Genomic DNA, 18,221 nt, shown 5'->3' with positions numbered 1-18,221 from the left:
CGCTCACGCTGGCGCGGCTCCCGCCCGGACGACGCGGCCCCTACGCTGCCCGGCCGACGCGGTCGACGGTCCGCGGCCTAGCGCGGACAGGCATGTGCACGCTCGAAGGCCTGCAGATCCGCCACCGTCGCCTGCTCCTGGCGCGAGAGCGGCACGCGATCCATGGCGTCGTACCGGCAATCGGCGTTGCCGAAGGTTCGGATCGCGCGTGGCGTGGTGAAGCAGTAGCCGGCCTGCTTGTAGATCAGGTTGCGCTGGTACCAAGCTTCCGCGCAGTCATCCGCCATCGCGCCGGTGGATCCAGCGACGAGGATCAGAGCGTAGAGAGCAGCGCGCATCGAATCGTCTCCGTGAGAGTCCGGATCCAACCATCGGATGCTCAGTAGGTCCAGCGCTGCGCCTTCGAGACAAGGAAGTCGCGGAACGCCTGCACGCGGGCGACCGAGCGCATCTCCTCGGCGTAGACGAGGTAGCTCTCCAGGCTCGGCATCTCGGTCTCGCGCAGCACCTGCACGAGTTGCTGGCCGCCATCCACCGCGTAGTCGGGCAGGATGCCGATGCCCGCTCCGGCCTCCATCGCGCGCTGCAGGGCGCCGATATTGTTCACCGTCAGGTGGACCTGGCGCCGCTCGCGGCCCTCGCGGCCCGCGTCGGCGAGCCAGTGAGCGGCAAGCAGGTACGAGGGCTCGTTGCCGCCGAAGGAGACGAGGCGGTGATCGTCGAGCTCCTCGATGGTCTTAGGCTCGCCGAAGCGCTTGACGTAATCCGGGCTCGCGAAGGCGTGGTAGTGCACGGTGAACAGCCGCCGCTGGATCAGGTCCGGCTGCGCGGGGCGCCGCATGCGGATCGCCACATCGGCCTCCCGCATGGCGAGATCGAGCTCCTCGTTGGTGAGGATCAGCTCGATGCGCACGTCCGGGTAGAGGTCGAGGAATTCGCCCACCCGCTGCGACAGCCAGGACGTGCCGAGGCCCACGGTGGTGGTGACCTTGAGGTCGCCGGTCGGCCGCTCGGAGGTCTCGACGAGGCGCGCCCGGGTATTCTCGAGGCGCAGCTTCATGTCACGTGCGGCGCGGAACAGCAGGTCGCCCTGCTCGGTGAGCAGCAGCCCGCGGGCGTGACGGTGGAAGAGCGGCGCCTTGAGCTCGCGCTCCAGGGCGCTGATCTGGCGGCTCACCGCCGACTGGCTGAGCCCGATATCGTCACCCGCCTTGGTGAAGCTCCCCGCCTCCGCGACGTTGAGGAAGATCCGGATCTTGTCCCAGTCCAAGGCGAGAACCCCTACCAGCACGCGCCCGCGGGTCGCGCCCGGGGTGGAGAAGGGGCGCGAAGCGGCGGGCAGATCACCGGGCGAACTGCGCGGTGCCGCGCGCGGCTGGCCTCTCCCGACACCGCGCGGGCATGCAATCGGTGCATCCCGGCGCAGTCAGCACTCCTATGCACACGGTGCATGGTCCTGCGCAAGCACAAGCAGCGTGAACTTGTTGAAATGCCGGGCCCGACGGCTTTGCGTGAGTGGTGCGGAAGCCCGTCCGGCCGTCATTCCGCCGCGGCGGCCTGGACCGGGCTCTCGCCGATCTCGAGATTGGCCAGGAATTTCTCGGCCTCCAGCGCCGCCATGCAGCCCATGCCGGCGGCGGTGATCGCCTGGCGGTAGACGTCGTCCGTGACGTCGCCGGCGGCGAACACGCCCGGGATCTCGGTCTCGGTCGTGCCGGGCTTCACGGTGAGATAGCCACCGTGGCGCAACGGCAGCTGCCCCTCGAAGATGGCGGTCGCCGGCTGATGGCCGATCGCCACGAACACGCCGTCGGCCTTCACCTCGCTGATCTCGCCCGAGCGCGGATCCTTGAGACGGACGTGCGTCACGTTCGGTGCCGGCTTCTGCACGCCGCAGATCTCGGCGATCTCGCGGTGCCACAGCACCTCGACGTTCGGGTGCTTGAACAGGCGCTCCTGAAGGATCCGCTCGGCGCGGAAGCTGTCGCGGCGGTGGACCACCGTCACCTTGCTGGCGATGTTGGCGAGGTACAGGGCCTCCTCGACCGCGGTGTTGCCGCCGCCGACCACCACGACCTCCTTGCCGCGGAAGAAGAACCCGTCGCAGGTCGCGCAGGCCGAGACGCCGCCGCCCTGGAACGCCGCCTCGGACGGGATGCCGAGCCACTTGGCCTGCGCCCCGGTGGCGATGACCAGGGCGTCGCACGAGTAGGTCTCGCCGGAATCGGCCTCGAGGCGGAACGGCCGCTGCTTGAGATCGACCGTCGTGATGTATTCCGAGACGATCCGGGTGCCGACGTGCTCGGCCTGGAGGCGCATCTGCTCCATCAGCCACGGGCCCTGGATGGCCTCGGCGAAGCCCGGGTAGTTCTCGACATCCGTGGTGATCATGAGCTGGCCGCCCGGCTGGAAGCCGGAGATCAGCAGCGGCTCGACCATGGCGCGGGCGGCGTAGATCGCCGCCGTGTAGCCGGCGGGTCCCGAGCCGATGATGACGAGCTTGGCGTGGGTGTGGGCCATCTGTCTCGGTCTCCTCAGGCCGGTCCGGCCGCGCGGCGCGCGGCATAGGCGTCGGCGAGCGCCCGGGCGATCACCGGAGTCGCGTCGATCGGCTTGTACGTCAGATCCGCCAACTGACCGGTGAACGGTCGCAGCGCCCCGGCGATCGCCAGCCCGGCGAACATGCGCCGATGCCGGATATAGGTACGCGGCAGGTCGAACAGCAGGACCGGCGCGCCGGTGGACACCGCCTCGCTCACCATGTTGGCCGAGTCGGAGGTCACGACGATCGCCTCGGCGAGCGCCAGCATGGCCACGTAGGGGTTGTCGCCGCTCCCGTCCCAGAGGAACCCGCCGGTCTCGGCGGCGAGCACCTTCACGGCGTCGCGGAGCGGGTTCGGCGTCCGGCGGGAGATCGTCACCATCAGCCGGCAGCCCTGCGCGGCCAGTCCGCGCAGATCCTCCACGAGGCGGTTCATGTCGGTCTTGCGGTAGCTCAGGTGACGGCTGTCGCCGCCGACCAGCACCGCCACCCGCGGGCCGTCGAGGCGCGCGAGCCGCGGGTCCGGCCGGGCCCGGGCCGCGGCCAGGCGCGCCGCGGTTACGAGGTGCGGCGCCGTGAGCGTGGTGAAGACGTTGGGACCGCGCAGATCGTCGTAATCCGGCACCCAGATGAAGTCGGCGCTGTCGGCGCCGGTCCGCGGATCCTTCAGGAAGGCCGTGAACGTCCGGCCGCCGGTCGCGCGCCGCACGGTCCGCAGGTACGGGACCGACCGGCGGCCGGAGGCGATCAGGATGTCGGGGTAGGGGCCCGACAGGGCTCCGGCGCGGCGGCGCGGACCCTCGCGCGGGTCGATCGGCCCCCAGGGCGCCATCCAGCCGAACGGCCCTGAGGCCGGCACCTTCCGGATCTCGAAGTCGAGACCCAGGGTCTCGGCGATGCCGACGCACTGGTTCTCGTCGCCGGCCTTGCCGTCCGTAACGATCCAGGCGCGGGCGCGGGCGAGCTCGGGCAGGCGCTCGCGCCGCGGGTCCGGATTGCTGACCGGCGCGCTCTGCGCCTCCGACACGTCGATGCTTGCCATGCTCCTCACCGGATACGCCCCACGCCGCCGACCGGGGCCGGCGGCCGTCTTCTAGTCCCGCGGCAGGTCGCGGGCGAGCCACTGGGCGTAGATGTCGGCGATGGCGGCGAGCCGGCGCTGCTCGAATTGCGGATCGTACCACGCGCCGCCGTAGCTCGACGGCGTCGCGGTCATCTGCGGGTAGCGCCCGAGCACCTGCCCCTTGGGCCCGACGAGCAGCGCCTCGCCCTCCATGTAGTCGGTCTCGAAGTTGCCGCCCAGGCCGCGCAGGGAACCGCTGCCGACATAGGGCCGCAGCGACAGGCTCGTCACGACCACCACGAGACGCGGCCCGCGGCCCCCGATCCGACCGGCGAAGTTCTTCCGCAGGGCGTCGGTCAGGTCGCCGGCCAGCGCCTCGGCCTGCAGCCCCACGCCCTTGTTCAGGAGCGGCCGCACGTCGACCCGGACGTCGGAGAAGACCGGGGTCGGCGGGAAATCGCTCGCCGCCGCGGATCCCGCGACGACACCGAGGAGCAGGCCGGCGAGCCGGCCCCACGAACGCGGGCGCATCGGCTCAGCCGCCGTACTGGACGGCGACGACCTCGTAGGACTTGCCGCCCCCGGGCGTGGTGACCTCGACCGTGTCGCCGACGCCCTTGCCGATCAGCGCGCGGGCGATCGGCGAGGTGATCGAGACGCGGCCCGAGCGCACGTCGGCCTCCGGCTCTCCCACGATCTGGTAGGTCTTCTCCTCCTCCGTGTCCTCGTCGACGAGCTTCACGGTGGCGCCGAACTTGATCCTGTCACCCGAGAGCTTCGTGACGTCGATCACTTCGGCCCGCGCGATCATGCTCTCCAGTTCGAGGACGCGGCCCTCGTTGTGGGACTGCGCCTCCTTGGCGGCGTGGTACTCGGCGTTCTCCGACAGGTCGCCGAGCGCGCGGGCCTCCGCGATCGCCTGGATGATGCGCTGGCGCTCCACCTGCTGGCGGTGCTTCAGCTCCTCTTCGAGGGCTGCCAGCCCGCGCACCGTGATCGGAACCTTGTCTATCGCCATCGTCTCGCGCCACAATGAAGAGGCCCGGCCGAGAGTGCAGCACTCTCCCCGGGCCATGAAATGAAGTCAGCGGAACCCTGAGGTTCAGGCCGCGAAGTATTCCTGCAACGCGCGGACCTTGAGATCGCCTTCTAGATAGGCCTTGATCCCCTCGGCCGCGGCCATCGCGCCGGCTAGAGTGGTGTAATACGGCACCTTATGCAAGAGGGCCGCGCGCCGGAGCGAGCGCGAGTCCGACAGGGCGCCGGCCCCCTCGGTGGTGTTCAGGACGAGGTGGATCCCACCGTTCTTGATCGCGTCGACCACGTGCGGTCGGCCCTCCAGAACCTTGTTGATCCGCTCGGCCGGGACGCCGTTCTCCGCGAGGTAGCGCTGCGTGCCGCCGGTCGCCAGGATGGTGAAGCCGAGATCGGACAGGAGCTTCATGGTCGGCAAAATGCGGGCCTTGTCGGCGTCCCGCACCGAGACGAACACGGCGCCCGCCTTCGGCACCTGAGTGCCCGAGCCGAGCTGGCTCTTGGCGAAGGCCACGCCGAAGCTGGCGTCGAGCCCGATCACCTCGCCGGTGGAGCGCATCTCCGGCCCGAGCAGCACGTCGACGCCGGGGAAGCGGGCGAAGGGGAAGACCGCTTCCTTGACGGCGATGTGCGGCAGAGTCTTGGGCTTCAGGCCGAAGGTCGCGAGCGGCTCGCCCGCCATGATCCGGGCCGCGATCTTGGCGATCGGCTCGCCGATGACCTTGGCGACGAACGGCACCGTGCGCGAGGCGCGGGGGTTCACCTCCAGCACGTAGATCGTGCCGTCCTTGATGGCGTACTGCACGTTCATCAGACCGACGACGTTGAGCGCCAGCGCCATGGACTTGGTCTGCCGCTCCAGCTCGTCCACGATCTCGGCCGAGAGCGAGCGCGGCGGCAGGGAGCAGGCCGAATCGCCGGAATGGATGCCGGCCTCCTCGATGTGCTCCATGATGCCGGCGATGAATACGTCCTTGCCGTCGCAGACCGCGTCGACGTCGACCTCGACCGCGTCCGAGAGGTAGCGATCGAACAGGAGCGGGTTCTTGCCCAGCACCGTGTTGATCTGGCCGGTCTTGTCGTTCGGGTAGCGGGCCTTCACCTCGGAGGGGATCAGGCTCGGCAGCGTGTCGAGCAGGTAATCGGCGAACTGCGTCTCGTCGCGGATGATCGCCATGGCGCGGCCGCCGAGCACGTAGCTCGGGCGGACCACGAAGGGCAGGCCGAGCGTCTCGGCCACCAGCCGGCTCTGCTCGACCGAGTAGGCGATGCCGTTCTTCGGCTGCTTCATCGTGAGCTTGTCGAGGAGCCGCTTGAACTGGTCCCGGTCCTCGGCGAGGTCGATCGCGTCGGGCGAGGTGCCGAGGATCGGCACGCCGGCGGCCTCGAGGGCGCGGGCGAGCTTCAACGGGGTCTGGCCGCCGAACTGCACGATTACGCCGTGCAGGGTGCCGGCCTGCCGCTCGGTCTCGATGATCTCCAGCACGTCCTCGGCGGTCAGCGGCTCGAAGTAGAGCCGGTCCGAGGTGTCGTAGTCGGTCGAGACCGTCTCCGGGTTGCAGTTGACCATGATGGTCTCGTAACCGGCGTCCGACAGCGCGAAGCAGGCGTGGCAGCAGCAATAGTCGAACTCGATGCCCTGGCCGATCCGGTTCGGGCCGCCGCCGAGGATCACGACCTTCTTGCGATCCGAGGGCTCCGCCTCGTCCACGACCGCGCCCGCGAACGGCGCCACGTAGGTCGAGTACATGTAGGCAGTGGGCGACTTGAACTCGGCCGCGCAGGTGTCGATCCGCTTGTAGACCGGCCGCACCGCCAGGGCGCGCCGGGCCGCGCTGACGGCGGCCTCGTCGGTTTTGGCCAGCACCGCGAGGCGGGCATCCGAGAAGCCGGCGGCCTTGAGCTGGCGGAAGGCGCCGGCCGTCTTCGGCAGGCCGTGGGCCTTCACGCGGTTCTCCAGGTCGATGATTGCCTGGAGCTGCTCCAGGAACCACGGATCGATCTTGCAAGAGGCGTAGACCTGCTCGTGGCTCACGCCGAGGCGCAGGGCCTGCGCAACCTTGAGCAGCCGGTCCGGGGTCGGGGTGCCAATGGCCGCCTTGATGGCGTTGTGGTCGTCGCCCTTGCCCAGCCCCTCGATCTCGATGTCGTCGAGGCCGGTCAGGCCGGTCTCCAGCGAGCGGAGGGCCTTCTGCAGCGATTCGGCGAAGCAGCGGCCGATCGCCATGGCCTCGCCCACCGACTTCATGGCGGTGGTCAGCGTCGGCTCGGCGCCCGGGAACTTCTCGAAGGCGAAGCGCGGGATCTTGGTGACGACGTAGTCGATCGTCGGCTCGAACGAGGCCGGGGTCGCGCCGCCGGTGATGTCGTTGGCGATCTCGTCCAGCGTGTAGCCGACGGCGAGCTTGGCGGCGACCTTGGCGATCGGGAAGCCGGTCGCCTTCGAGGCGAGCGCCGACGAGCGCGAGACGCGCGGGTTCATCTCGATCACGATCATGCGCCCGTTCTCGGGGTTGATCGCGAACTGCACGTTCGAGCCGCCGGTCTCGACGCCGATCTCGCGGAGCACCGCCAGCGATGCGTCGCGCATCACTTGGTATTCCTTGTCGGTGAGCGTCAGCGCCGGCGCGACGGTGATCGAATCGCCCGTGTGGACGCCCATCGGATCGATGTTCTCGATGGAGCAGACGATGATGCAGTTGTCGTTCCGGTCCCGGACGACCTCCATCTCGTACTCCTTCCAGCCGAGCACGCTCTCCTCGATGAGCACCTCGTTGGTCGGCGACGCGTCGATGCCGCGCTCGACGATGTCGAGGAACTCCTCGCGGTTGTAGGCGATGCCGCCGCCGGTGCCGCCCATGGTGAAGGACGGCCGGATGATCGCCGGCAGGCCGACCTCGGCCAGCGCGATCAGCGCCTGCCCGATCGCGTGCTCACCGTAGCGCTTGCGCCGCTCGGTCTCGCCCGCGGCCCAGCTCTTCTCGTAGGCTGTCAGCGCGGCCTGGCGCGCCGCCGGATCGCTGTTCGCCGCCTCGATCCTGGCGATCTCGGCCAGGTAGGCCTGACGGTCCGCCTTCTTGGCGGCGGACGCGTTGGCGAGCGCCGATTTCGGGGTGTCGAGCCCGATCTTGGTCATGGCGTCGCGGAACAGGCTCCGGTCCTCGGCCTTGTCGATGGCCTCGGCGGTGGCGCCGATCATCTGCACGCCGTACTTCGCGAGAACGCCCATCTTCTGCAGCGACAGGGCGCAGTTGAGCGCCGTCTGGCCCCCCATCGTGGGCAGGATCGCGTCGGGGCGCTCCTTCTCGATGATCTTGGCGACGATCTCCGGGGTGATCGGCTCTACGTAGGTCGCGTCCGCCATGTCCGGGTCGGTCATGATGGTCGCGGGGTTCGAGTTCACCAGGACGATGCGGTAGCCCTCCTCGCGGAGCGCCTTGCAGGCCTGGGTGCCGGAATAATCGAACTCGCAGGCCTGTCCGATGATGATCGGACCCGCACCGATGATCAGGATCGAGGAGATGTCGGTGCGTTTGGGCATCGTGGGCCTTCTCAGGCCAAGCGCGCCCGATCGGGCACGGCTCGACTGAGCCCTGCTCCCGGACGCGCGTGGCGGGAATGTCGTTGAGCCCCGCGTTTACACGGGCGACGGGCGCATTGGAAGGCCGGGACAACCGCGCAGTCTGCGCGCAGTCTGGCCGCGCGCCCGGCGCATGGATGCGGCACCGATCCTTCGATTTGGAGGATTTATAAATTCCCACAAGAATTCATCGATTTCTTGCAGGATATCGGCGCCGGACCTTAAGCTCCGATGGATCGGCCAGCGCGCCGATCGACATCATCATCGTTCGAGACTGAACATGCCCAGGCCAGCGACACTCTTCGCGATTTTTCTGATCGGCTCGATGACGGGCGCAAACGCTTCGGAGGTCGCCATCAAGACCTTGAACAGCGGTTCGGGCGGGATGATGGTCTTCGACCCGGCCTTCGTGAAAATCCAGCCCGGCGACACGGTCCGGTTCGTGCCGGCCGACAAGGGTCACAATGCCGAGTTGATCAAGGGGATGGCGCCCGAGGGCGCGGCACCGTTCAAGACGGTGGTCGGCAAGGAGGAGGCCGTGACCTTCGACAAGCCCGGCCTCTACGGCATCAAGTGCTCGCCGCACTACATCATGGGGATGGTCGGCCTCGTCCAGGTCGGTGACAAGCCCGACAATCTGGAGGCGGCCCGGGCGGTGCCGCAGAACAAGCTGGCCGCCAAGCGGTTCGAGCCGCTGTTCGAGAAGGTCCAGTAGGCGCGCCGGGGCGGCGCCGGCCGCCCCGACCCGTGTCAGAAGCCGGCGTGGAGCGCGGCGACCGCCCGGTCGATCGAGAGGTAGAACACCCCGAAGGCCACCAACGCGGCGGCCGCGAACTCCACGGCGACGTTCGAGAGCGTCTGCGCGCGGCGCAGGGCCTCGCGGCCGAAATAGACCGAGACCCAGGCGAGGGCGAGGACCGCCGGCATGGCGAAGAGGTAGGACACCGTGCTCTCGACGCGGTCGAAGCCGCCGGTCGGATCGATCAGCGCCCGGATGTTGCGCACCCAGGGGGCGTAGACGGCGGCGTAGAGGGCGGTCAGCCAGGACAGGCCCGCGGCGACGCCGAGATGGAAGGTGAAGCTGCGGTGCAGGCGGGAGAAATCGTCGCGCGCCTCGTCGATGGTCATCCGGCAATCCCCTGCGACGGGCCGCCGTCGCCGGGCGCGGATGCGCCGCCGTTCAGGGGCCGTCGTGGGCTCCCTTAAGCCGTCCGATCTGGCGGATTTTATGGCCCCGCCGCGGCCCGATTGGGGTCGGGACGCAGGACTGAAAGGCCGCGTCGCGGCTCCGCCGCGCTCGCGAGGACGATACGTCAGGCGCGCTCGGGTTCACCCGAGCGCATCAGCGTCACGAAGCGCTCGAAGAGGTAGTGGCTGTCGCGCGGGCCGGGAGAGGCCTCCGGGTGGTGCTGCACCGAGAAGGCCGGGCGGTCGGTGAGGGTCAGGCCGCAATTCGAGCCGTCGAACAGCGACACGTGGGTCTCCACGGCCGTCTCCGGCAGGCTGTCCGGGTCCACCGCGAAGCCGTGGTTCATCGACACGATCTCGACCTTGCCGGTGGTCTTGTCCTTCACCGGGTGGTTCGCACCGTGGTGGCCCTGGCCCATCTTCACGGTCCGGCCGCCGAGGGCGAGACCCATCAGCTGGTGGCCGAGACAGATGCCGAAGGTCGGCACCTTCTCGTCCAGGAGCTTGCGAATCACCGGGACCGCGTAGGCGCCGGTGGCGGCCGGGTCGCCGGGGCCGTTCGACAGGAACACGCCGTCCGGCTTCAGCGCCAGGATCTCCTCGGCCGTCGTGGTGGCCGGCACGACGGTGACGTCGCAGCCGGCCTGGGCGAGGAGGCGCAGGATGTTGCGCTTCACGCCGTAATCGATGGCCACGACCCTGAGACCCTCGCCGAGTGCGCGCGTGCCGTAGCCGTTGCCGAGCGCCCAGATGGTCTCGGACCATTCCGACGGCGCGCGGCTCGTCACCGGCGGAACGAGGTCCAGCCCTTCCATCGGAGCCAGGGCCGCCGCGCGGGCCTTGAGGGCCTCGCGGTCGAAATTGCCCTGGGGATCGTTGGCGATCACGGCGTTGGGCATGCCCTGGTCGCGGATGCGGGCCGTGAGCGCCCGGGTGTCGACCCCCGTGATGCCGACGATGCCGCGCGCCCTGAGCCACCCGTCGAGGTGCGACGAGGACCGCCAGTTCGACGGGTTCGTCACCGCCGAGGCGATGACGGTGCCGCGGACACCCGAGGCCGGTGCCGCCTCCAGGCTCTCCAGATCCTCGTCGTTGGTGCCGACGTTGCCGATATGCGGGAAGGTGAAGGTGACGATCTGGCCGGCATAGGACGGGTCCGTCAGGATTTCCTGATAGCCGGTCATCGCGGTGTTGAAGCAGACCTCGCCGTCGGCCACGCCGGTCTGGCCGATGCCGAATCCCTCGAGGATGGTGCCATCGGCCAGCACCAGCAGGGCCGTCGCGACGGGCTCGGCCCAGGGCTCGGGAGCCTGAGGCTCGGGGGCATGCGCGGCGGCGTCTTGCAGCATGGGCTGAGTCTCGCTTATGTCCGGCCGAAGGCGGGCGCCGGGTTGCGGCGCTCTCGGCTTGCGGCATGATCGTGTGCGGCGCTCTTAGCGAGCGGCCCGCGATGGGGTCAATGTGGCTCCGCTGCCGGCAGGGCTCAACACCCGCAAATCGCAGGCCAGCCCCCCGCTTCGACCGTTGGAAGGTTCATCGAGATGCTGCGCGCGCGCTTCACCACCGAGATGAAGGAGGCCATGAAGGCCGGCGACAAGGAGCGGCTGGCGACCGTCCGGATGATCCAGGCCGCCCTCAAGGACCGGGACATCGAGGCCCGCGGCAACGGCAAGGAGCCGATCTCCGACGAGGAGATCCTGTCGCTCCTCCAGAAGATGACCAAGCAGCGCACCGAATCGGCTGCCGTCTATGAGCAGGGCGGGCGTCCGGAGCTCGCCGCCAACGAGCGCGCCGAGATCGCCATCATCGAGAGCTTCCTGCCGAAGCAGATGGACGAGACCGAGATGAAGGCGGCGGTCGAGGCGGCGATCCTCGAGACCGGCGCGGCCGGCCCGAAGGACATGGGCAAGGTGATCGCTGCCCTGAAGGGCACCTTCGCGGGCCGGATGGATTTCGGCAAGGCGAGCGGCCTGGTGAAGGCGGCGCTGGCGGCGAAGGGCTGAACCTCTCCCCGCAATCCTCCACCGGATTCCGGGGCTGTGAGGGACTCGGTCACGCCTCTCGCGCTATAGGAGCGGGTTCACGCAACCCGTCCCAGGCCCCGTGCGCTATCCGCCCCACATCCTGGAAGAGATCCGTTCCCGGCTGCCGGCCTCGTCGGTGGTCGGCCGCCGCGTGCAGTTGAAGAAGGCCGGACGCGAGTGGCGCGGCCTGTCGCCGTTCAACACCGAGAAGACGCCGTCCTTCTACGTGAACGACCAGAAGCAGTTCTACCACTGCTTCTCGTCCTCCAAGCACGGCGACATCTTCACCTTCCTGATGGAGACGGAGGGCCTCAGCTTCCCCGAGGCGGTCGAGCGGCTGGCGGGCGAGGCCGGCGTCAGCCTGCCGGCGCCCACCGAGGACAACCGCGCCAGCGAGCAGAAGCGGGCCGGGGCGATCGAGGTCATGGAGATGGCCGCGCGCTGGTTCGAGGAGCGCCTGCGGTCGGGCCAGGGCAGCGAGGCCCGCGCCTATCTCGAGCGGCGCGGGTTGCGGGACGAGACGCAGCGGGCCTTCCGCCTCGGCTACGCGCCGGGCGAGCGCTACGCCCTGCGCGACCACCTCGCCGGGCAGGGGGTCGAGAAGGCGCTGATGGTCGAACTCGGCCTGCTCGCGGCGGGGGAGGGGGTCTCCGTCCCCTACGACTATTTCCGCGACCGGGTGATGTTCCCGATCACCGACACCCGCGGCCGGGTCGTGGCTTTCGGCGGCCGGGCGCTCGCCAAGGAGGTGCGCGCCAAGTACCTCAACTCGCCGGAGACGCCGCTCTTCCACAAGGGCCGGACGCTCTACAACCTGCACGGCGCCCGCAAGGCCGCCCACGATCGCGGCTCGATCATCGCGGTCGAGGGCTACGTCGACGTCATCGCCATGACGCTCGCGGGCCATCCCGAGACCGTGGCGCCGCTGGGCACAGCCCTCACCGAGGACCAGCTCGGGCTGCTCTGGCGCCACGCCGACGAGCCGATCCTGTGCTTCGACGGCGACAAGGCCGGCCAGAGGGCGGCCTTCCGGGCCCTCGACATCGCGCTGCCGCTCCTCGAGCCCGGCCGCTCTCTGCGGATCGCGCTGCTGCCGGGCGGCCAGGACCCGGATGACCTGCTGCGCTCCGGCGGCCCGACGGCGATCGACCAAGTGCTCGCGGCCGCGCTTCCCCTGTCGGAGTTGCTGTGGCGGCGCGCCCTCGAGGCGGGACCGGTCGACACGCCGGAGCGCCGTGCCGGCCTGACCCAGACCCTGCGCACCACCGTCGCGACGATCCGCGACGAGACCGTGCGGCGCTACTACCGCGACGATATCGAGGAGCGCCTGCGCGGCCTCTCGCCCCGCGGCAACCGCGCCGCCGGCGGGACCCCGCGCGGGCGCCAGCGCTTCGCCCGGCCCGGCGAGCCGGTCTCGCCGCGCATCACCGGGAGCCCGAGTCCCTCGGTGACGGCCTCGGCGGGCTTCACGGGCGCCGCCCCAGTGCGCGAGGCGGTGATCGTCGGCACCCTGCTGGCCCATCCCGAGATGATGGCGGAGTTCGGCGAGGAGGCGGCCGAGCTCGACTTCGCCGATCCCGACGCCCGGGCGCTGCTGTCGGTCCTGCTGGCCTGCGCGGCCGAGGACGAGCACACGGCGCCCGAGGTGTTGCAGAACCGCACCAATCGCGCCGGACTCACAGGGGCGGCCGACCGGATCCTCGCTCTGGCCCGCTCGCGGGACCGCACGACCCTGGCCCCGCACGCCGATCCTGCCCACCGCGCAGACGCGCTCCGACAGGCGATGATCTTGCACCGGCAGGCAGGAGCGCTACATAGCGAACTTCGCGAAGCACGGCAGGCGTTTGAGGACGATCCGACCGATGCCGGGTGGGCATGGCTCTGCGAAGTGAAGGCGAGGCTGGAAACCGTCATCGCCGCCGAGGCGGAGGCCGATGCACCGGTGTCGAGCGACTCGACGGCCGTGTGATGCCTGTGTCATGGCGGTGGCGGGGTGACGTGTCCCGCCATAGTTAACAATCGGTCAAGCCTCGGGCTTGCATACGGAAACCGACGACTCACGGCGACCGGAGCGATCCGGCGCCGATCTCATACAGCGGCGCCGACGGCGTGGACCGGCCTCATCGGGGCCTCCGCTACGCGCCGCGTGCGAAACAATAGGCTGATCATGGCGACGAAGGCAACGGAACGGGACGAGACGGACGCTGCCCCCGAGCAGCAGACCGACGGGCCGCTCCTCGACCTGACGGATGCTTCGGTCAAGCGGATGGTCAAGCTCGCCAAGAAGCGCGGCTACGTGACCTACGAGGAGGTCAACGAGGTGCTGCCCGAGGGGCAGTCCGATCCGGACCAGCTCGAGGACGTGCTCTCGCAGCTCTCCGAGATGGGCATCAACGTCGTCGAGGCCGAGGAGACCGACGAGGCCGCGGGCGAGAAGGCCGCGGACGGCGAGGAGGAGGAGGCCGAGGGCGGCGAGGTCGCCGAGGTCGCGCCGACGCGCGCCGTCGCGGTCGCCACGACCACCAAGGAGCCGACCGACCGCACCGACGATCCGGTGCGCATGTACCTGCGCGAGATGGGCTCGGTGGAGCTCCTGTCCCGCGAGGGCGAGATCGCCATCGCCAAGCGCATCGAGGCCGGCCGCGAGGCGATGATCGCGGGCCTCTGCGAGAGCCCGCTGACCTTCCAGGCGATCATCATCTGGCGGGACGAGCTCGTGGAGGGCAAGGTCCTCCTGCGCGACATCATCGACCTCGAGGCGACCTACGCGGGCCCGGACGGCAAGAACGCGCCGCAGATCGCCGAGGGCGAGGATGGCGGGGACGACGCGGAGCCGCCCGCCCCGCCGGAGGGCGGCGACGACGAGGACGACCTCGAGAACAACGTCTCGCTCGCCGCCATGGAGGCGGAGATCAAGCCGCGGGTCCTCGAGACCTTCGACGCAATCGCCGCGAACTACCGCAAGCTGCGCAAGTTCCAGATCGAGGGCACCGAGCGCAAGGCCGCCGGCGAGCAGAACACCCCGGCCCAGAACCAGAAGCAGATCGAGCTGAAGGACATCGTCGTCGCCGACGTGAAGTCCCTCTCCCTGAACAACAACCGCATCGAGGCGCTGGTCGGCCAGCTCTACTCGATCAACAAGCAGCTGATCGGCCACGAGGGCCGGCTGATGCGCTTCGCCGAGAGCCACGGCGTGGCCCGCGACGAGTTCCTGCGCCACTACCAGGGCTACGAGCTCGACCCGAACTGGATGGAGCGCGTCGGGACGCTCGGCGGCAAGGGCTGGAAGAACCTGGTCGAGCGCGGCTCGAGGCAGGTGGGGGAGCTGCGCGCGCAGATCCTCGACCTCGCCTCGGAGACGGGCCTGGAGATTGGCGAGTACCGCCGCATCGTCAACATGGTCCAGAAGGGCGAGCGCGAGGCCCGTCAGGCGAAGAAGGAGATGATCGAGGCGAACCTGCGCCTCGTGATCTCGATCGCCAAGAAGTACACGAACCGCGGCCTGCAGTTCCTGGACCTGATCCAGGAGGGCAACATCGGCCTGATGAAGGCGGTCGATAAGTTCGAGTACCGCCGCGGCTACAAGTTCTCGACCTACGCCACGTGGTGGATCCGGCAGGCGATCACCCGCTCGATCGCCGACCAGGCCCGGACCATCCGCATCCCGGTGCACATGATCGAGACGATCAACAAGATCGTCCGCACGTCGCGCCAGATGTTGCACGAGATCGGCCGCGAGCCGACCCCGGAGGAGCTGGCCGAGAAGCTGGCCATGCCGCTGGAGAAGGTCCGCAAGGTCCTGAAGATCGCCAAGGAGCCGATCTCCCTCGAGACGCCCATCGGCGACGAGGAGGACAGCCACCTCGGCGACTTCATCGAGGACAAGAACGTCGTCCTGCCGATCGACGCGGCGATCCAGTCGAACCTGCGCGAGACCACGACGCGGGTGCTCGCCTCGCTCACGCCCCGCGAGGAGCGCGTGCTGCGCATGCGCTTCGGCATCGGCATGAACACCGACCACACCCTGGAGGAAGTCGGCCAGCAGTTCTCGGTGACCCGCGAGCGCATCCGCCAGATCGAGGCGAAGGCGCTGCGGAAGCTGAAACATCCCTCGCGCAGCCGGAAGCTCAGGAGCTTCTTGGACAACTGAGCCCGCGCCGCGGACCGCGCGGCGCTTCCCCGTCGCCCGCGTTGCCTCGGCGCCGCGCGGCATCCAGTCTGGCGCCATGCTCGAACGCCGCCCGCCAACGCCCGGATCCCCGACGGCCTTCGCGGACGGCTCGGAGGCCGACGACGTGCCCTTCGGCGCGCTCCAGCCCTCCGTGGGCATCCGCGACTGGCTGCTCGGCGAGGGCGCGCGGATGCCCAACGCCGAGGAGATGCTGGCCGGGCTCGCCGAGCGCCTGATCGCGATCGGCGTGCCGGTGGACAGGGCCTCCACGGCGATCGACACCCTGCACTCGGAATATGCCGGCGTCGGCCGAATCTGGACGCGGGACGGCGGCACCACCGTGCGGCTGTTCCCCCACGGGGCCCGCTCGACGGACGCGTACCTCAACAGCCCGTTCCACACGGTCCACGAGACCGGCGAGTGGCTGATCCTCGACCTCTCGAAGACCCCGGACGACGCCTACGCGATCGTTCCCGACCTGAAGGCCGGAGGCTACACCCACTACGTCGTCGCGCCCCTGTTCTTCACGAACGGCACGCAGAACGGCATCACCTTCGCCACGCGGGCCCCCGAGGGGTTCCGGGACGACGACATCGCGATCCTCCGCTTCGTCATGCCGGCGCTGGCGGCCGTGATGGAGATGCGCGTCCTCAACAAGCAGCTCGACCACGTGCTCCGGCTGTACGTCGGCGACGAGCCGCACCGGGCGATCCTGGCCGGCGACATCCGGCGCGGGCAGGTGACCCGGATCCGCTCGGCGATCCTGTTCGCCGACATGCGCGACTACACCCGCACCACCGCCGACATGACGCCGGAGGAGGCGGTGGGCCTGCTCAACGTGTTCTTCGACTGCCTCGTGCCGCCGATCGAGCGTGAGGGCGGCGAGGTCCTGAAGTATCTCGGCGACGGCCTGCTGGCGATCTTCCGGGAAACCGGCGACGATCTGGGCGGCGCGGCCAAGGGCGCGCTCACGGCGGCCCAGCACGCCCTGGCGGCCCTCGACGAGGCGAACGCCCTGCACCAGTTCCCGGTGCCGGTGGCCGCCGGCATCGCGCTCCACCACGGTGAGGCAGCCTACGGCAATGTCGGGTCCGGCTCACGCCTCGACTTCACGGTGATCGGCCGCGACGTCAACCTCGCGAGCCGCATCGCGCAGCTGAACCGCGCCCTCGGCGAGCCGCTGCTGATGTCGAAGCCCTTCGTGGACTTCCTCTGGGGCGACCCGATCCCGCTGGGCGAGCACCGGCTCAACGGCTTCGACGAGCCCATGGCGGTGTTCCGGCCGAAATTCCTGCGTCCGCGCAAGTCCAGCTGAGCGGCCCTCCGATCGGTCCCGACGTCACGCGGCGCTCGCGGAGATAAGCCGCGACCTGAGGCCCGCAGCCGATCCGCGCGCTGCGCGTCACCACGTCGGCGCGAACGGCAGAGCGTAGGGTGTGTGCCGGCAACCCCAGACCGGATCGATCATCTGCGCCATCACGTCTCGGGCCAGGGCGCCGGCGCGTATGGCGACCTCCCGCGGGACATGCGGCCGCTCGAGGATCTTCAGGCAGGCATGTCCGCAGGCGCTGAACTGGCCGCTGTGGTACGCGTTGAGGGCGAACTCGTCGAGCAAACCGTAATCGTAGACCCACGGGTTCAGGGAGATGCCCTCGCTCGGAAGCTCGAGAGCCAAGCCCGCCTCGGCGTAGCGATACCCTTCCGCGAACCGCTTCCTCAGCCTGCAGAACCGACTGGCCCCGTGGCGGGCCTCCGCCCGCGCCGGGCGGATTGCGGTGGCGCGCTCGTAGAGCTGCAGCACCCTGTCCTCCGGCTCGTCGAGGCGCTCCGCGTTCACCGCGGCCATCAGCAGGTTGAAATAGATCTCCTCGTCCCACCCGCCGAGATCGGACCGCTTCAGGAAGCAGGCGAGCGCTTTCCGGTACTCGCCGGCGGCGTCGAAGGTGGTGCCGAGATACATCGTGTACCGGGCGATCATGAAGGGGTCCGTCTCGACCGCCAGCGCCTTCTCGAGAACGGCGATATCCCGCGCGTCCGCCGTCGCGTCGCAGTGGCGGGCACCGTCGTCGCCCCGACGCATCGCGAGGGGGAGGATCGGTGTCTCTGTCACGCCGGGGCAGCTGAGGAATTCGTGCAGGACACCCCGGTAGCGCCAGTTCTCCCGGGTGCTGACCAGCTGGTTGCGCCAGTACCGCGTGTGCGCGTCGATGATCTCGAACCGATAGCCGGGCGCACGCAGCTTCGGCATCGTGAAGTCCGCCGGGATGATCAGCTCATCGTCGGCGTCGATGATCAACGCGTACTGCGCGTGACGCCGCGCGAGTTTCAGGGCCTCGTTCCGATTGAAGGCGAAATCGACCCAGGGGCGCTCGACCAGGGCTCCCGGGATATCCGCGAGCGCGGCACGGACGACATCCTGGGTTCCGTCCGTCGAGCCGGTATCGACGACGATCCAATGATCGATGACCGGACGAACAGAATCGAGGCAACGCCGGATAACTTGGGCCTCATCCTTCACGATCATGGACAAACAGATCGTCGATCCGCGATTCTTCATGCCGGAGCCGTCCCATCGTGCGCTCACGTGTCGGATGCGCAGTCATGAACGCTCCTAGCAT

General features: G+C 69.4%; 15 protein-coding genes. 5 read left to right on the top strand and 10 right to left on the bottom strand.

Annotation, left to right across the window (positions count from 1 at the left end; translation table 11 throughout):
• Nucleotides 1–77: 77 nt before the first annotated feature.
• From ACLBYE_RS00910 to carB, 7 genes are all read right to left on the bottom strand, one after another.
• Nucleotides 78–338 (bottom strand): YARHG domain-containing protein, encoded by a 261-nt coding sequence (locus tag ACLBYE_RS00910; RefSeq protein ID WP_132366935.1) that lies wholly within the window; start codon nucleotides 336–338, stop codon nucleotides 78–80.
• 41 nt (nucleotides 339–379) lie between these two features.
• Nucleotides 380–1,270, bottom strand: coding sequence for a LysR family transcriptional regulator (locus ACLBYE_RS00905; protein ID WP_012317569.1), 891 nt, complete (start codon nucleotides 1,268–1,270; stop codon nucleotides 380–382).
• Nucleotides 1,271–1,539: 269 nt separating this feature from the next.
• On the bottom strand, nucleotides 1,540–2,520 hold the full coding sequence (gene trxB / locus ACLBYE_RS00900) for a thioredoxin-disulfide reductase (protein WP_447692662.1): 981 nt from the start codon (nucleotides 2,518–2,520) through the stop codon (nucleotides 1,540–1,542).
• A gap of 14 nt (nucleotides 2,521–2,534) precedes the next feature.
• Entirely contained in the window at nucleotides 2,535–3,584 is a 1,050-nt protein-coding gene (locus tag ACLBYE_RS00895) for a mitochondrial fission ELM1 family protein (protein ID WP_447692661.1), read from the bottom strand.
• A gap of 51 nt (nucleotides 3,585–3,635) precedes the next feature.
• Nucleotides 3,636–4,136, bottom strand: coding sequence for a hypothetical protein (locus ACLBYE_RS00890; RefSeq protein WP_447692660.1), 501 nt, complete (start codon nucleotides 4,134–4,136; stop codon nucleotides 3,636–3,638).
• A 4-nt stretch (nucleotides 4,137–4,140) separates the two neighbouring features.
• Complete coding sequence (greA, locus tag ACLBYE_RS00885; protein ID WP_170855149.1) at nucleotides 4,141–4,617, bottom strand: transcription elongation factor GreA; 477 nt, start codon at nucleotides 4,615–4,617, stop codon at nucleotides 4,141–4,143.
• Between the two features lie 90 nt (nucleotides 4,618–4,707).
• Nucleotides 4,708–8,181 (bottom strand): carbamoyl-phosphate synthase large subunit, encoded by a 3,474-nt coding sequence (gene carB, locus ACLBYE_RS00880; RefSeq protein WP_447692659.1) that lies wholly within the window; start codon nucleotides 8,179–8,181, stop codon nucleotides 4,708–4,710.
• Between the two features lie 364 nt (nucleotides 8,182–8,545).
• Between carB and ACLBYE_RS00875 the strand changes: the two genes are divergently transcribed.
• Nucleotides 8,546–8,935 (top strand): pseudoazurin, encoded by a 390-nt coding sequence (locus ACLBYE_RS00875; protein ID WP_447692658.1) that lies wholly within the window; start codon nucleotides 8,546–8,548, stop codon nucleotides 8,933–8,935.
• Nucleotides 8,936–8,970: 35 nt separating this feature from the next.
• Here ACLBYE_RS00875 and ACLBYE_RS00870 read toward each other — a convergent pair whose 3' ends face one another.
• Nucleotides 8,971–9,348, bottom strand: coding sequence for a hypothetical protein (locus ACLBYE_RS00870; protein ID WP_020093535.1), 378 nt, complete (start codon nucleotides 9,346–9,348; stop codon nucleotides 8,971–8,973).
• Nucleotides 9,349–9,533: 185 nt separating this feature from the next.
• Nucleotides 9,534–10,757 carry a glutamine-hydrolyzing carbamoyl-phosphate synthase small subunit gene (carA, locus tag ACLBYE_RS00865; RefSeq protein WP_447692657.1) on the bottom strand — a complete coding sequence of 408 codons (1,224 nt, stop codon included), beginning with the start codon at nucleotides 10,755–10,757 and terminating at the stop codon, nucleotides 9,534–9,536.
• Between the two features lie 192 nt (nucleotides 10,758–10,949).
• Here carA and ACLBYE_RS00860 point away from each other — a divergent pair, with 192 nt between their 5' ends.
• The 4 genes from ACLBYE_RS00860 (at nucleotide 10,950) to ACLBYE_RS00845 (ending at nucleotide 16,918) form a co-directional block, all read left to right on the top strand.
• Entirely contained in the window at nucleotides 10,950–11,411 is a 462-nt protein-coding gene (locus ACLBYE_RS00860; RefSeq protein ID WP_447692656.1) for a GatB/YqeY domain-containing protein, read from the top strand.
• 100 nt (nucleotides 11,412–11,511) lie between these two features.
• Nucleotides 11,512–13,401 carry a DNA primase gene (dnaG, locus tag ACLBYE_RS00855; protein WP_447692655.1) on the top strand — a complete coding sequence of 630 codons (1,890 nt, stop codon included), beginning with the start codon at nucleotides 11,512–11,514 and terminating at the stop codon, nucleotides 13,399–13,401.
• Between the two features lie 198 nt (nucleotides 13,402–13,599).
• On the top strand, nucleotides 13,600–15,582 hold the full coding sequence (gene rpoD, locus ACLBYE_RS00850) for an RNA polymerase sigma factor RpoD (protein WP_447692654.1): 1,983 nt from the start codon (nucleotides 13,600–13,602) through the stop codon (nucleotides 15,580–15,582).
• Nucleotides 15,583–15,658: 76 nt separating this feature from the next.
• Nucleotides 15,659–16,918, top strand: coding sequence for an adenylate/guanylate cyclase domain-containing protein (locus ACLBYE_RS00845; RefSeq protein WP_447692653.1), 1,260 nt, complete (start codon nucleotides 15,659–15,661; stop codon nucleotides 16,916–16,918).
• 87 nt (nucleotides 16,919–17,005) lie between these two features.
• On the opposite strand, the gene ACLBYE_RS00840 is transcribed toward ACLBYE_RS00845, so the two are convergent.
• On the bottom strand, nucleotides 17,006–18,127 hold the full coding sequence (locus ACLBYE_RS00840) for a glycosyltransferase (RefSeq protein ID WP_447692652.1): 1,122 nt from the start codon (nucleotides 18,125–18,127) through the stop codon (nucleotides 17,006–17,008).
• Nucleotides 18,128–18,221: the final 94 nt, after the last annotated feature.

Source organism: Methylobacterium sp. A52T (genome assembly GCF_053346095.1).
Note: the sequence above shows the minus strand (reverse complement) of the source record. Positions and strands in the feature narration are given on the sequence as shown.

Coding starts and splice junctions, on each gene's coding strand:
- ACLBYE_RS00910 (WP_132366935.1), bottom strand. CDS start 338: ATGCGCGCTGCTCTCTACGCTCTGATCCTCGTCGCTGGATCCACCGGC.
- ACLBYE_RS00890 (WP_447692660.1), bottom strand. CDS start 4,136: ATGCGCCCGCGTTCGTGGGGCCGGCTCGCCGGCCTGCTCCTCGGTGTC.
- ACLBYE_RS00895 (WP_447692661.1), bottom strand. CDS start 3,584: ATGGCAAGCATCGACGTGTCGGAGGCGCAGAGCGCGCCGGTCAGCAAT.
- ACLBYE_RS00870 (WP_020093535.1), bottom strand. CDS start 9,348: ATGACCATCGACGAGGCGCGCGACGATTTCTCCCGCCTGCACCGCAGC.
- carA (WP_447692657.1), bottom strand. CDS start 10,757: ATGCTGCAAGACGCCGCCGCGCATGCCCCCGAGCCTCAGGCTCCCGAG.
- ACLBYE_RS00840 (WP_447692652.1), bottom strand. CDS start 18,127: ATGATCGTGAAGGATGAGGCCCAAGTTATCCGGCGTTGCCTCGATTCT.
- ACLBYE_RS00860 (WP_447692656.1), top strand. CDS start 10,950: ATGCTGCGCGCGCGCTTCACCACCGAGATGAAGGAGGCCATGAAGGCC.
- ACLBYE_RS00875 (WP_447692658.1), top strand. CDS start 8,546: ATGACGGGCGCAAACGCTTCGGAGGTCGCCATCAAGACCTTGAACAGC.
- trxB (WP_447692662.1), bottom strand. CDS start 2,520: ATGGCCCACACCCACGCCAAGCTCGTCATCATCGGCTCGGGACCCGCC.
- rpoD (WP_447692654.1), top strand. CDS start 13,600: ATGGCGACGAAGGCAACGGAACGGGACGAGACGGACGCTGCCCCCGAG.
- carB (WP_447692659.1), bottom strand. CDS start 8,181: ATGCCCAAACGCACCGACATCTCCTCGATCCTGATCATCGGTGCGGGT.
- ACLBYE_RS00845 (WP_447692653.1), top strand. CDS start 15,659: ATGCTCGAACGCCGCCCGCCAACGCCCGGATCCCCGACGGCCTTCGCG.